14 protein-coding genes are annotated in these 12,362 nt (G+C 65.6%); 11 read left to right on the top strand and 3 right to left on the bottom strand.

What is annotated here, in order from left to right; genetic code table 11:
• Positions 1–5: 5 nt before the first annotated feature.
• From gloB to O6W96_RS07985, 3 genes are read left to right on the top strand one after another with little or no spacing between them, the layout of a single operon-like run.
• Positions 6–731 (top strand): hydroxyacylglutathione hydrolase, encoded by a 726-nt coding sequence (gene gloB, locus O6W96_RS07975; RefSeq protein WP_353469047.1) that lies wholly within the window; start codon positions 6–8, stop codon positions 729–731.
• A 40-nt stretch (positions 732–771) separates the two neighbouring features.
• Positions 772–1,188 (top strand): hypothetical protein, encoded by a 417-nt coding sequence (locus tag O6W96_RS07980; protein WP_353469048.1) that lies wholly within the window; start codon positions 772–774, stop codon positions 1,186–1,188.
• Complete coding sequence (locus O6W96_RS07985) at positions 1,185–1,541, top strand: hypothetical protein (protein WP_353469049.1); 357 nt, start codon at positions 1,185–1,187, stop codon at positions 1,539–1,541. Before O6W96_RS07980 ends, O6W96_RS07985 begins: the two co-directional genes overlap by 4 nt.
• 266 nt (positions 1,542–1,807) lie before the next feature.
• Here the strand turns inward: O6W96_RS07985 and O6W96_RS07990 are convergent, their stop codons facing one another.
• Positions 1,808–2,590: a crotonase/enoyl-CoA hydratase family protein gene (locus O6W96_RS07990; RefSeq protein ID WP_353469050.1), complete on the bottom strand. Its 783-nt coding sequence runs from the start codon at positions 2,588–2,590 to the stop codon at positions 1,808–1,810.
• A gap of 94 nt (positions 2,591–2,684) precedes the next feature.
• On the opposite strand from O6W96_RS07990, the gene O6W96_RS07995 reads away from it, so the two are divergent.
• Positions 2,685–3,140, top strand: coding sequence for a PaaI family thioesterase (locus O6W96_RS07995; RefSeq protein ID WP_353469051.1), 456 nt, complete (start codon positions 2,685–2,687; stop codon positions 3,138–3,140).
• Positions 3,137–3,538, top strand: coding sequence for a PaaI family thioesterase (locus tag O6W96_RS08000; protein ID WP_353469052.1), 402 nt, complete (start codon positions 3,137–3,139; stop codon positions 3,536–3,538). The genes O6W96_RS07995 and O6W96_RS08000 overlap by 4 nt, the downstream gene beginning before the upstream one ends.
• A gap of 164 nt (positions 3,539–3,702) precedes the next feature.
• Here the strand turns inward: O6W96_RS08000 and O6W96_RS08005 are convergent, their stop codons facing one another.
• Positions 3,703–4,827, bottom strand: coding sequence for a PQQ-dependent sugar dehydrogenase (locus O6W96_RS08005; protein ID WP_353469053.1), 1,125 nt, complete (start codon positions 4,825–4,827; stop codon positions 3,703–3,705).
• A gap of 178 nt (positions 4,828–5,005) precedes the next feature.
• On the opposite strand from O6W96_RS08005, the gene rimP reads away from it, so the two are divergent.
• The 6 genes from rimP to rbfA all read left to right on the top strand — a co-directional run bounded on the left by rimP (position 5,006) and on the right by rbfA (position 11,919).
• Positions 5,006–5,602 (top strand): ribosome maturation protein RimP, encoded by a 597-nt coding sequence (gene rimP / locus O6W96_RS08010; RefSeq protein ID WP_353469054.1) that lies wholly within the window; start codon positions 5,006–5,008, stop codon positions 5,600–5,602.
• Entirely contained in the window at positions 5,602–7,377 is a 1,776-nt protein-coding gene (gene nusA, locus O6W96_RS08015) for a transcription termination factor NusA (protein ID WP_353469055.1), read from the top strand. The genes rimP and nusA overlap by 1 nt, the downstream gene beginning before the upstream one ends.
• A complete protein-coding gene (locus O6W96_RS08020) occupies positions 7,377–7,625 on the top strand; it encodes a tautomerase family protein (protein ID WP_353469056.1) in 249 nt (82 codons plus the stop codon). The genes nusA and O6W96_RS08020 overlap by 1 nt, the downstream gene beginning before the upstream one ends.
• A gap of 175 nt (positions 7,626–7,800) precedes the next feature.
• Positions 7,801–8,559, top strand: a complete 759-nt coding sequence (locus O6W96_RS08025; protein WP_435372207.1) for a DUF448 domain-containing protein — start codon at positions 7,801–7,803, stop codon at positions 8,557–8,559.
• Positions 8,556–11,405: a translation initiation factor IF-2 gene (gene infB / locus O6W96_RS08030; protein ID WP_353469057.1), complete on the top strand. Its 2,850-nt coding sequence runs from the start codon at positions 8,556–8,558 to the stop codon at positions 11,403–11,405. Before O6W96_RS08025 ends, infB begins: the two co-directional genes overlap by 4 nt.
• A 118-nt stretch (positions 11,406–11,523) precedes the next feature.
• Positions 11,524–11,919, top strand: a complete 396-nt coding sequence (gene rbfA / locus O6W96_RS08035; RefSeq protein ID WP_353469058.1) for a 30S ribosome-binding factor RbfA — start codon at positions 11,524–11,526, stop codon at positions 11,917–11,919.
• Between the two features lie 149 nt (positions 11,920–12,068).
• On the opposite strand, the gene O6W96_RS08040 is transcribed toward rbfA, so the two are convergent.
• Positions 12,069–12,329, bottom strand: coding sequence for a hypothetical protein (locus O6W96_RS08040; RefSeq protein ID WP_353469059.1), 261 nt, complete (start codon positions 12,327–12,329; stop codon positions 12,069–12,071).
• Positions 12,330–12,362: the final 33 nt, after the last annotated feature.

Below are 12,362 nucleotides of genomic sequence, written 5' to 3' on the forward strand. Positions count from 1 at the left end.
CGCTGATGCTTGATATCGTCCGCGTGCCGGTGCTGGCTGACAATTACGCCTGGTTGATTCACGACACCATCTCGGGCGAGACGGTGGTGGTCGATCCGGGCGAGGCGGGGCCGGTGATCGCCGCCGCGAAGAAGCGCGACTGGCGGATCGACCGGGTGTGGACGACGCACTGGCATGCCGATCACACTGGCGGCAATGCCGAGATGAAGGCGTATGGCGCCACCGTCGTCGGACCGGCAGCGGAGGCTGACAAGATCCCGACGCTCGACGAGCAGGTCGGCGAAGGCGATGTCGTTCGTCTCGGTGCGCACGAGGCGACCGTGATGACGGTGCCGGGGCATACGCAGGGGCATATCGCGTTCCACTTTGCCAACGACGCAGCGATCTTCACCGGGGATACGCTGTTCGCGATGGGCTGTGGGCGGCTGTTTGAGGGGACGCCCGCCGACATGTTCGCGAACATGCAGCGATACGCGACGCTTTCGGATGAGACCGAGGTGTTCTGCGGGCATGAATATACGCAGAGCAACGGGCGGTATGCGCTGGTTGCCGAGCCGGACAATGCCGAGATCGTTGCACGGATGACCGAGGTCGATGCGTTGCGTTCGAAGGGTGAGCCTACCGTGCCGACCACGATCGGGCTGGAGCGAGCGACCAACCCGTTTCTGCGGGCGACGTCGGTCGAGCAGCTTGCGGGCTATCGTGCGGCAAAGGATGCGTTTCGCGGATAAAAGGCGCATGAGGGTGGCGGGGATTTTTAGGAGCGTTGTGATGCGGATGCGGACCCTGCCACTCTTGATTTTCCCGGTCGTCATGCTGGGCGCGTGTACGCAGACTCAGGCGGAGGTCGAGCGTGCACAGGTGCGCGAGGCGGGCGTGCAGGAGAAGCTCGCGAAGGAACTCGCCGGGCTGGTACCGGGCAAGCCCGAGACGTGCATCAGCCAGATCCCGCAGAAGCAGAGTTCGGGCTATGGCGCGACGATCCTGTACCGCGTGAATAATAGCCTGGTGTATCGCAGCGATACGGCCGGTGGGTGCGAGGGCATCGCGCGCGGGGACATTCTCGTTACGCGGACGCCGACTGGGCAACTTTGCCGTGGCGATATTGCGCAGACGCTCGACCAAAATACGCGTTTTCCGACCGGGGGTTGCAGCTTCGGCGACTTTGTCCCGTATCGCCGGCCATGACGCGTGTGCTTCTGCTCGCCGCGTTGTCGCTGACGTTGGTGGCGGGCAAATCGGATCCGCTTGCGGGGCGGGTCGCCGGGGCGCCGGTGCGGTGCATCGATATCCAGCAGAATAGCGGCCCGGAGATCGTCGATGCGCAGACGATCCTGTATCGGCAGTCGGGTAAACGGACGTGGAAGACCGGGCCGGTGGGCGAGTGCCCTTCGTTGCGGCCTTTCGATACGCTGATCGTCGATGTTCACGGCGGGCAATTGTGTCGGAATGATCGGTTTCGGACGGTGTCGCCGGGCATGTCGATCCCGTCGGGGTATTGCCGGTTCCGGGATTTCACGCCGTATGACAAGGTGAGGTAGAGAACATCCAACGCAACCCGAACTACACCACCCCGGCGAAGGCCGGGGCCCAATTGGGAAACGATACTGGCTGAGGATGGCGCTCCTTAATATCGACCTTTCCAATTGGGCCCCGGCCTTCGCCGGGGTGGTTGGTAGTGAGTAGCGCCTTTCGATCACCAGCCGCCCCCCCCCCCCCCCCGTCATCCTGACGAAAGTCAGGATCCCGGGTTACTCAAAGCGGCGCGTGGTACTCTGGATCCTGACTTTCGTTAGGATGACGGGAGTCAGTCGGTGAACACCGCAGCCCGCTTCTCCATGTTGGCGCGAACCTGTTCGACCTGGTTGGACGTACGGATTACCTTCAGTTGCTCTTCGGTTTCCGCATGCAGGACCGCCGCCGCGTCAGCATCCGCCGCGAGGTTGTAGAGCGCCTTCGAGCCGCGGATCGCGTGGGGGTTCCTTGCCGCGATCTCGCGGGCGAGCATCATCGCCTCGCCGAGCGGGTCTTCCGACAGCCGCGTGACGAAGCCGTGCCGCAACGCTTCCGCACCGTCGAACTCGCGTGCGGTGTAGGTCAGTTCGCGCAGCACGTCGTCGCGGGCTAGCGTGCGCCAGAGGGCGATGCCGGCCATGTCGGGGACCAGCCCCCAGTAGCTTTCGCGGATGGCGAAGCGCGCTTGCGGGTGGGCGATGCGGATGTCGGCGCCCGACATGATCTGGAAGCCGCCGCCGAACGCGACGCCGTGGACCGCGGCAATCACCGGCATCGGCAAGGTGCGCCAGCCCCAGGCGACCTGCTGGACGAGGTTCGCGCCCTCTTCGGTGCGGTCGCCGAGGGCCAGCCCGGAACCGCCGTTCGCCATCGATGCCATGTCGAGCCCGGCGCAAAACGCCTTGCCCTCGCCGGACAGCACGACGCAGCGGACGTCGGTCATCCCCTTGAGCCGGTCGATCGCGGCGGCGATGCCCTCGAACATGGCGGGGTCGATCGCGTTCATCTTGTCCGCACGCGCGAGGCGGACGTCGGCGATGCCGTCCGTGACGGAGATGGTGACCCGGTCGTTCATATTGGCGATCCTCTCGATCTTTGTGGGGACGCTAACCGGCCCCGCTGCCTCCCGCAATGTTGCGCGCGGCCACTCGGCGTGTAGAGGCTCGCGCATGGCTGGTTTTAATCCACAATGGTTTGCGACGCGCGGGTTCGGCGGGCACGGTTCAGCGCTGGGGATGCGCTATCACGCGCATGGCGACGACTGGGCGGAGCTGGCGCTGCCCTATGACGAACGGCTGATCGGCGACCGCGCGAGCGGCGTGATCGCGTCGGGGCCGATCATCACGATGATGGACATGGCGACGAGTCTGGCGATCTGGATCAAGCGCAATGCGTTCGTGCCGCATGCGACGCTCGACCTGCGGGTGGATTATCTGCGGCCGGCGACACCGGGGAAGACGGTGATCGGGCGCGGCGAATGCTACCGGATCACGCGGTCGATCGCGTTCGTGCGGGGGCAGGCGCATGACGGCGATCCGAGCGATCCGCTCGCGCATGTCGCGGGGACGTTCATGGTGGTGGGTGACGTTGCCGGCATGGGTCTCAACAGAAGGATCGAGGCATGACGATCGGTTTGCCGCCCTATGCGGAGATTCTCCGCGTGTCGGTCGAAGCCGAGGACGGCGCGCCACCGGTATTGCTAATGCCGTTTGCCGACGACGTGCTGGGGCGGCCGGGGTTTTTGCATGGGGGTGCGATCTCGGGGTTGCTGGAGATGGCGGCAATCGCGGCGTTGCAGCATGCGTTGGAGGCTGAGGGTGCCACCGGCTCCGAAGCCCGGATCAAGCCGGTCAACGTCACGGTCGATTTCATGCGGGGTGGTCGGGACAAGCCGACGCGGGCGGCGGGCGTGGTGACCCGGTTGGGGACGCGGGTGGCGAACGTCGAGGCGACGGCGTGGCAGGATGAGCGGGACAAGCCTATTGCCGCGGCACGGATGAATTACCTGATCGTGCGGGACTGATCTTCCTCCCCTCCCGCAAGCGGGAGGGGACCGAGGGGTGGGCACGCGGCTTCAGCGTTAGCTGCCGTGGCGATGATCCCGCCAAACTGCACCGTCAGCATTGGAGGTGAGCGCGTGCCCACCCCTAGCCCCTCCCGCTGGCGGGAGGGGGATGGTGTTGTGACTTACTTCGCGGTCAGTTTTATCAGGCGGCCTTGCGAGTCTCCGCCGTCTTCGAGCACCCAGATCGCGCCGTCGGGGCCTTGTTCGACTTCGCGGATTCTTGCCCCCATGTCCCATTGGTCGCCCTTGGCGGCGTTGGTACCGGTGAGGTGGACGCGGACGAGGGACTTCGACGACAACCCACCGATGAACGCATCGCCCTTCCACTGCGGGAACATGCTGCCCGAATAGATCATCAGGCCACCGGGCGATATCACCGGGTTCCAGAACACCTTGGGAGGTTCGTAACCATCGCCGGGCTTGTGATCGGGGATATCCGAGCCGTCGTAATTGCTGCCGTTCGAGGCGTTGGGCCAGCCATAGTTGAGGCCGGGCTTGATGAGATTGACCTCGTCGCCGCCCTTAGGTCCCATCTCCTGCTCCCAGAGATTGCCCTGCGCGTCGAACGCGATGCCGAGCAGGTTGCGGTGGCCGTAGCTCCAGATCTCGGGCGCGAAACCTTTTGCCACGAGCGGATTGCCGGGGGCGGGCTTGCCGTCGAGCGTGAGGCGCAACACCTTGCCGAGCGTCATCTTCGGGTCCTGCGCAGGGGTGAACTTCTGGCGCTCGCCGTTGGTGAAGAACAGGTATCTGCCGTCGGGCGAGAACGCGATGCGGCCGGAATAATGGCCGTTGCCCTCGACGAACGGCCGCGCGCTGAACAGCGCCTCGATCTCGCCAAGACGCTGGCCGCCGCCGCCATCCGGACGCAGGCGACCGCGAGCCAGGACGACGCCCTTGCCGCCCTCGCCTGCGGTCGAATAGCTGAAATAGACGCGCTGGCTAGTCGCGAAGTCGGGCGCGAGGACGACGTCCATCAGCCCGCCCTGCCCTGCCGAATCGACGGTGATCGTCGCGACCGTCTGGCGCGATTTACCGTCGGCGGAGACGAGCAGCATCTGCCCCTTCTTTTCGGTCACCAGCATCCGCTTGTCGGGCAGGACCGTCATCGCCCAGGGCGAATCGAAGTCGGCGACCACCGTCTCCTTGAACGGCTTGCCCGCCGCGGCCGGTTGCGCGGAACAGGCGGTCGAGGCGAGCAGCGTGGTTGTCAGCAACCCAGTGGCGAACAGCGTTTTGCGAATCATGATCTTCTCCCGGAAATCCCTGCGCTAACGCAGCGTACTAAACGAAGGTTGCTCCCGCTTGCGGAGCAGCGCCACCCCGCGTATAGAGGCACCACTTCTCTACATCGCCAGATGAAGAGGCTGCGGGGCTTGCTCCGCGGCGGCAATCACCTGTGCTTTGGCCCTGTTTGGAATTTCGATGGCGAATATCGCCCTGCTGACCGACCTGATCGAACCCGAGGCCAAGGCGCTCGGCCTCAGCCTCGTGCGCGTGCGCATGCAGGGCGGCAAGTCCGATCCGACGTTGCAGGTGATGGCCGAGCGCCCCGACACCCGCCAGCTGGTGATCGAGGATTGCGCCGAGCTGTCGCGCCGCATCTCCGACAAGTTCGATGCGCTCGAAGCCGAGGGCAAGGACCCGGTCGGCGAGGACGCATATCGTCTCGAAGTATCGAGCCCCGGTATCGATCGTCCGCTGACCCGGCTCCAGGACTTTGCCGACTGGGAAGGTCAGGAGGCACGCATCCGCCTCGTCGAGCCGTTCGAGGACCGCAAGCAGATCTCGGGCAATCTGATGGGCGTCGAGGGGACGAAGATCACCGTCGACGTCAACAAGCACAAGCTCATGACGATCGACTTTTCGCAGGTCGCCGACGCCAAGCTCGTCATGACCGACCGACTCATCGCCGCGACCGCGCCGCTTTCGATCGAAGGCGCGGACGAGGTTTTCTATCAAGATACGCCCACCGATGAGCCCGATGCTCACGAGGCCGACACCGAAGAAGGACAGCATTGATGGCCACGGCAGTCACCGCAAACCGCGCGGAACTGATCGCGATCGCGAATTCGGTCGCGTCGGAGAAGATGATCGACAAGGCGATCGTGATCGAGGCGATGGAGGACGCGATCCAGCGCGCCGCCCGCTCGCGCTACGGCGCCGAGAACGACATCCGCGCGAAGCTCGATCCGAACACCGGCGATCTGCGCTTGTGGCGCGTCGTCGAAGTGGTCGAGGCGGTCGACGATTATTTCAAGCAGGTCGACGTCAAGGGCGCGCAGAAGCTCCAGAAGGATGCGGCGCTGGGCGACTTCATCGTCGATCCGCTGCCCCCGATCGAGTTCGGCCGCATCGCCGCACAGGCCGCCAAGCAGGTCATCTTCCAGAAGGTCCGCGACGCCGAGCGCGAGCGCCAGTTCGAAGAGTATAAGGATCGCGCCGGCGAGATCATCACCGGCGTCGTCAAGCGTGTCGAGTTCGGCCATGTCGTCGTCGACCTGGGCCGCGCAGAAGGCGTGATCCGCCGCGACGCGCAGATCCCGCGCGAAGTGGTGCGCGTCAACGACCGCATCCGCTCGCTGATCCTCAACGTCCGCCGCGAGAACCGTGGGCCGCAGATTTTCCTCAGCCGCGCGCACCCCGATTTCATGAAGAAGCTGTTCGCGCAGGAAGTGCCCGAGATCTACGACGGCATCATCGAGATCAAGGCCGCGGCCCGCGATCCGGGTTCGCGCGCGAAGATCGGCGTCATCTCGCATGACTCGTCGATCGATCCGGTCGGCGCGTGCGTCGGCATGAAGGGCTCGCGAGTCCAGGCCGTCGTGCAGGAAATGCAGGGCGAGAAGATCGACATCATCCCCTGGTCGCCCGACATCGCGACCTTCGTCGTCAACGCCTTGCAGCCGGCTTCTGTGTCGCGCGTCGTGATCGACGAGGAAGAAGAGCGTATCGAGGTGGTCGTTCCCGATGACCAGCTTTCGCTGGCGATCGGCCGACGTGGCCAGAACGTGCGGCTCGCGTCGCAGCTGACCGGCAAGGCGATCGACATCCTCACCGAGGCCGATGCGTCGGAGAAGCGCCAGAAGGACTTCGTCGAGCGCTCGGCGATGTTCGAGAAGGAGCTCGACGTAGACGAGACGCTCGCGCAGCTGCTGGTTGCCGAAGGGTTCACGAACCTCGAAGAGGTCGCCTATGTCGAGGTCGAGGAGATCGCCGGCATCGAGGGCTTCGACGAGGACCTAGCGGGCGAGCTTCAGAACCGTGCGACCGAGGCGCTCGAACGTCGCGACGCTGCGAGCCGTGAGGAGCGTACCGCGCTCGGCGTCGAGGATGCACTGGCCGGCATGCCGTATCTCAACGAGGCGATGCTGGTCACGCTCGGCAAGGCGGGCATCAAGACGCTCGACGACCTCGCCGATCTCGCGACCGACGAACTGGTCGAGAAGAAGCGCGTCGAGCCGCGTCGTCGGAATGAAGACGCGCCGAAGCGGCCTGAGCCCAAGGGCGGGATTCTCGCGGAGTACGGCCTCAGCGACGAGCAGGGCAACGAGATCATCATGGCCGCTCGCGCGCACTGGTTCGAGGACGAGGCTCCCGAGGCTTCGGCTGATGACGCCGAGGCGGACGAAACTTCGGTGGAAGAGGCTTCGGCTGATGACGCCGTGGTCGAGGACGCTGCGACTGAAGAGACGACGGCCGACGAAGCCGTGGCTGAGGACGCTTCGGCTGATGACGTTGTGGTCGAGGACGCTGCGGACAAGACCGACACGAAGAACGAGGGCGACAAGGCCTGATGCCCTTCGTCAGCATCCGCATCTCGGGGTCCGCCACCAAGGACCAGAAGTCCGGCATCGTCGCCGACGTCACCCAGTCGCTCGTGCAGCGGCTGGGAAAGAACCCGGCTGCGGTGCAGATCGTGATCGAAGAGGTCTCGACCGAGAATTACGGCGCGGGCGGCCAGCTGCTGGTCGACCGCGACGCTCCGAAGACTCCCCCCACGGCTCAAGCGCAGGAGGACGCACATGCGGAACCCTCCCGATGAGGCGCTAGGCGCTACCGACACCCTACCTTCCTCCTCTCCCGCAAGCGGGAGGGGACCGAGGGGTGGGCGCCCGGCTTCGGCCAAGGGCGACGCTTCGGCCAAATCTCACGCGTCCAAGGCGAAAGCCAAGGGCGGCAATAAGGGTGAGCGCGAGCCCACCCCTAGCCCCTCCCGCTTGCGGGAGGGGGATGACGACTTGCCCGTTCGCAAGTGCATCCTTTCGGGTGAACGCGATGTGCGGCCGCATCTGGTACGACTCGCGTTGTCGCCCGATGGCCAGATCCTTCCCGACGTGCGCGCCAAGGCTCCAGGCCGTGGCGCGTGGATCGGTGTCACGCGAGTCGAGCTTGAGGCCGCGATCAAGAAGGGCAAGCTCAAGGGCGCTCTTTCTCGCGCGTTCAAGACCGGCGAGTTCACCATCGATCCCGAGCTTCCGGCCAAGATCGCATCCGCGCTCGAGCGTAACGCGCTCGATCGGCTCGGACTCGAATCGCGCTCCGGCACGGTGCTGATCGGCTCTGACCGGATCGAGCAGAACGCACGCCAGGGCAAGCTTAAGGCGCTGTATCACGCGTCCGACGCCGCCGAGGACGGCAACCGCAAGCTCGATCAGGCGTGGCGCATCGGCAACGATGTCGAGGGCTCGGGTTTGCGGGGGTTGGCACTCCCGGTGTCACGCACCATATTGGCGTTGGCGCTGGGGCGGGAAAATGTGGTACACATTGGCCTGACCGACCGCGCTGCAGCAAAGCGGGTGAGCGAAGCGCTCGACCGTTGGCTGCATTTTATCGGCCCCGAACCTTCTTCCGTGTCTTGCGAAACGGCCTCGCAGGGCGCATCGGCGTCACCACAAAATGGGGCGCCACCGATACAACAGGCGTCCGGATCGACCGGAACACGCCCGGCCGTGGACATGACTGAGGAATTTGAGTGAGCGACACGGACAACGAGAAGCCGAAACTTGGCATGCGCGCACCTTTGGGTGTGAAGCGCACGGTCGAGACCGGCCAGGTGAAGCAGAGCTTCAGCCACGGCCGATCGAATACGGTGATCGTGGAAACCAAGCGCGCGCGCGTCCTGCGCCGTCCGGGCGAGCCCGACGTGCAGGTCGCGGATGCCGCACCGGTTGCCGCGCCCGCCCCGGCGGCTGCCCCCGCAGCCCCGGCACCGCAGGCGCGCGCGCCGCAGCCTGCGCCCGCCCCCGTGCGTCAGCAGCAGAGCAATCTGTCGCCGCAGGAGCGTCAGGCCAAGCTGCTCCGCGAGGCTGAAGAGCAGCGCATGAACACGCTGGAAGAAGGGCGTCGTCGCCAAGAGGCCGAACGGGCCAAGGCGATCGAAGACGAGCGTAATCGCGTCGCCGATCGTGCGCGTGCCGAGGCTGAAGCCAAGGCGCCGAAGCCCGTCGAGGCGCCTTCGCCCGCACCGGCACCCGTGGTCGAAGCGGCTCCTGCTCCGGTTGCGGCACCGACGCCTGCGCCTGCGCCGGCTCCGGTCGAAGCTCCCGTTGCTGCGGCGCCTGCCCCGGCACCGGTTGCCGCGGCGCCTGCACCGAAGCCCGCTCCGGTTGTGGCTGCTCCTGCGCCGGCTCCCAAGCCTGCGCCGGCTCCCGTCGCGCCGCCGGCACCGCCGCCCATTCTCGAACTGACCCGCGATCCGGCGTTCCCGGCTCCGCGCCGGTTCTCGCCGGTGGCACGTCCCGAGCGTCCTCCGCCGCCGCCGAAGCCTGTCGCAGCACCCGCTGCCGCAGCGCCGACCACGGCTGCGAATGCCGGCACGACCGCGGCTCGTCCCGGTGCGACCGGCGTCAATGCTCCGGCCGGTGGCGTTCGTCGCGACGCAGTGCCAGCACGTCCGCAGCAGCGTGACCGCAAGGGTGACGATCGTCGCACTTCGGGCAAGCTTACCGTCAACCGCGCGCTCGGCGATGGTGATGGTGCACGCGCTCGCTCGCTCGCCGCACTGAAGCGTGCGCGCGAGAAGGAGCGTCGTGGTAGCGGCGGTCCGCGCGAGGCGCAGGCCAAGCAGATCCGCGACGTCGTCGTCCCAGAGGCGATCACGGTGCAGGAACTCGCCAACCGCATGGCCGAGAAGGGTGCCGACCTCGTCAAGGCGCTGTTCAAGATGGGCATGCCCGTCACGATGACGCAGACGATCGACCAGGATACCGCCGAGTTGCTCGTCACCGAGTTCGGCCACAACCTGACGCGCGTCAGCGATGTCGACCAGGATCTGGCCAACGACACGATCGACGATGCCGAGGAGACGCTGAAGCCGCGTGCCCCCGTCGTCACGATCATGGGTCACGTCGATCACGGCAAGACGTCGCTGCTCGATGCCCTGCGCGGCACCGACGTGGTGCGCGGCGAAGCGGGTGGCATCACCCAGCATATCGGCGCGTACCAGGTCACGCTAAAGGACAAGTCGAAGATCACCTTCCTCGACACGCCGGGCCACGAGGCGTTCACGCAGATGCGTGCGCGTGGCGCGGACGTCACCGACATCGTCATCCTGGTGGTGGCAGCGGACGACGGCCTGATGCCGCAGACGGTGGAGGCGATCGCCCACACCAAGGCGGCGGGCGTGCCGATGATCGTTGCGATCAACAAGATCGACAAGGAAGGCGCCAATGCCCAGAAGGTGCGCGAGCGCCTGCTGAGCGAGGAGATCGTGGTCGAGGACATGGGCGGAGACGTCCAGGACGTCGAAGTCTCCGCGACCAAGAAGATCGGTCTCGATGCGTTGATCGAGAAGATCCAGCTCCAGGCCGAACTGCTCGAACTGCGCGCCAATCCGGATCGCGCGGCCGAGGGTACGGTGATCGAGGCCAAGCTCGACAAGGGTCGTGGCCCGGTCGCGACCATCCTCGTCAACCGCGGCACCTTGAAGGTCGGCGACATCTTCGTGGTCGGCGGCGAGAGCGGCAAGGTCCGCGCGCTGGTCGACGACAAGGGCAAGCAGATCAAGGAAGCGGGTCCGGCGATGCCGGTCGAGGTCCTCGGTCTGTCGGGTGTTCCGCAGGCGGGCGATCCGTTCCAGGTCGTCGAGAACGAGGCACGCGCCCGCGAAGTCGCGGAATATCGTCGCAGCGTGAAGACCGACAAGCGGACCGCCTCGGTTCCGGCAAGCCTCGAGAGCATGTTCTCGGCGCTGAAGGAAAAGCAGGCGATCGAATATCCGCTGGTCGTGAAGGCGGATACGCAGGGCACGGTCGAGGCGATCGTCGGGGCGATCAACAAGATCTCCACCGACCTAATCAAGGCGCGCGTGCTGAGCTCGGGCGTCGGCGGCATCACCGAGTCGGACGTCACGTTGGCGGCCGCTTCGGGGGCTCCGATCATCGGCTTCAACGTTCGTCCGAACGCCAAGGCACGTGAAATCGCCGAGCGCCAGAAGGTCGCGTTCAAGTATTACGACGTGATCTACGACCTGATCGACGAGATCCGGGCGGGGATGGCAGGCGAGCTTGGGCCGGAAGCGTTCGAGACGGTCGTCGGTCGTGCCGATATCCGCGAGGTCTTCTCGGCGGGCAAGCACGGCAAGGCGGCAGGTCTGCTCGTTACCGAAGGCAACATCCGCAAGGCGCTCAAGGCACGCATCACGCGGAACGACGTCATCATCTACCAGGGCGAAATCGCATCGCTGCGTCGCTTCAAGGATGATGTCGCCGAGGTCCGTGCGGGGCTCGAGTGCGGCGTGACGTTCACGTCGAACTTCGTCGACATCAAGGCCGGCGACGTCCTCGAGACGTTCGAAGTCGAGATGCGCGAACGTACGCTTTGAGGCCGAGAGCCCTCTCCCCTGCGGGGAGAGGGTTGGGTGAGGGGCAGTACCGCGCGACAGCGTTCGTGGCAGCCCCTCACCCCCACCCTCTCCCCGGAGGGGCGAGGGAGTTAGAAGAATGAAGACCGATACCCCAGAAGCAAAAGCCGTCCGCTCGCTACGAGTCGGCGAACAGGCGCGTCATGCGCTGTCCGACATCCTAGCGCGCGGCGACGTGCACGATCCGGTGCTGGAGAAGCACCTCGTGACGATCACCGAAGTCCGCATGTCCCCCGACCTCCGCCACGCCACTGTCTTCGTGAAGCCGTTGCTCGGCAAGGACGAGGAAAAGGTGCTGAAGGCGCTCCGCACCAACACCGCCTACCTCCAGCGCGAAGTCGCGAACCGAGTGCAGATGCGGTATGCCGCAAAACTGAAGTTCCTCGCGGACGAAAGCTTCGACGAGGGCACGCACATCGACCAGTTGTTGCGCGATCCGCACGTCGCGCGAGATTTGGCGGCCGACGAGAGCTAGGCGAAGACGCTTCGCCGTCCCCGTTGGACAAGCGTGCCGCAGCGGGCCCACAGGATAATTGCGCAAGGAATACCGGTCGCCAAGTACCGGTTCGCCGCGGGCAGCAACAATGCAACCGCTCCTACCGCGATCATAGCCAACCCCGTCGCTTAGTAGACCGGCATCGGTATTCCCCGAGCGAGCGGCAGGAAGTGTAGGCCGACGATAATTGCTAAAATCGGCACCGCAGCGTCGGGAATACCGAGCTTCGGGCTCAAAGCGAACGTCGCGAATATCGCGATCCCCTGGACTACGGTCCAGGTTCCGATCAGCCGACCGATGCGCTTGGCGTCCGCCGCTGTCCGTACACGCGCCGGTACACGGCTTGCCCAGACGATCAACGCGGTCGAGATCACGATCGGAACAGCCATTGCCGGCCATCCGAACCCAGCGAGACCGATAGT

The organism is Sphingomonas faeni, from assembly GCF_040407495.1.
Lineage (GTDB): Bacteria > Pseudomonadota > Alphaproteobacteria > Sphingomonadales > Sphingomonadaceae > Sphingomonas > Sphingomonas faeni_D.

Coding starts and splice junctions, on each gene's coding strand:
- O6W96_RS08005 (WP_353469053.1), bottom strand. CDS start 4,827: ATGATTCGCAAAACGCTGTTCGCCACTGGGTTGCTGACAACCACGCTG.
- rbfA (WP_353469058.1), top strand. CDS start 11,524: ATGAAGACCGATACCCCAGAAGCAAAAGCCGTCCGCTCGCTACGAGTC.
- gloB (WP_353469047.1), top strand. CDS start 6: ATGCTTGATATCGTCCGCGTGCCGGTGCTGGCTGACAATTACGCCTGG.
- O6W96_RS08020 (WP_353469056.1), top strand. CDS start 7,377: ATGCCCTTCGTCAGCATCCGCATCTCGGGGTCCGCCACCAAGGACCAG.
- O6W96_RS08000 (WP_353469052.1), top strand. CDS start 3,137: ATGACGATCGGTTTGCCGCCCTATGCGGAGATTCTCCGCGTGTCGGTC.
- O6W96_RS07985 (WP_353469049.1), top strand. CDS start 1,185: ATGACGCGTGTGCTTCTGCTCGCCGCGTTGTCGCTGACGTTGGTGGCG.
- O6W96_RS07980 (WP_353469048.1), top strand. CDS start 772: ATGCGGATGCGGACCCTGCCACTCTTGATTTTCCCGGTCGTCATGCTG.
- nusA (WP_353469055.1), top strand. CDS start 5,602: ATGGCCACGGCAGTCACCGCAAACCGCGCGGAACTGATCGCGATCGCG.
- rimP (WP_353469054.1), top strand. CDS start 5,006: ATGGCGAATATCGCCCTGCTGACCGACCTGATCGAACCCGAGGCCAAG.
- O6W96_RS08040 (WP_353469059.1), bottom strand. CDS start 12,329: ATGGCTGTTCCGATCGTGATCTCGACCGCGTTGATCGTCTGGGCAAGC.
- O6W96_RS07990 (WP_353469050.1), bottom strand. CDS start 2,590: ATGAACGACCGGGTCACCATCTCCGTCACGGACGGCATCGCCGACGTC.
- O6W96_RS07995 (WP_353469051.1), top strand. CDS start 2,685: ATGGCTGGTTTTAATCCACAATGGTTTGCGACGCGCGGGTTCGGCGGG.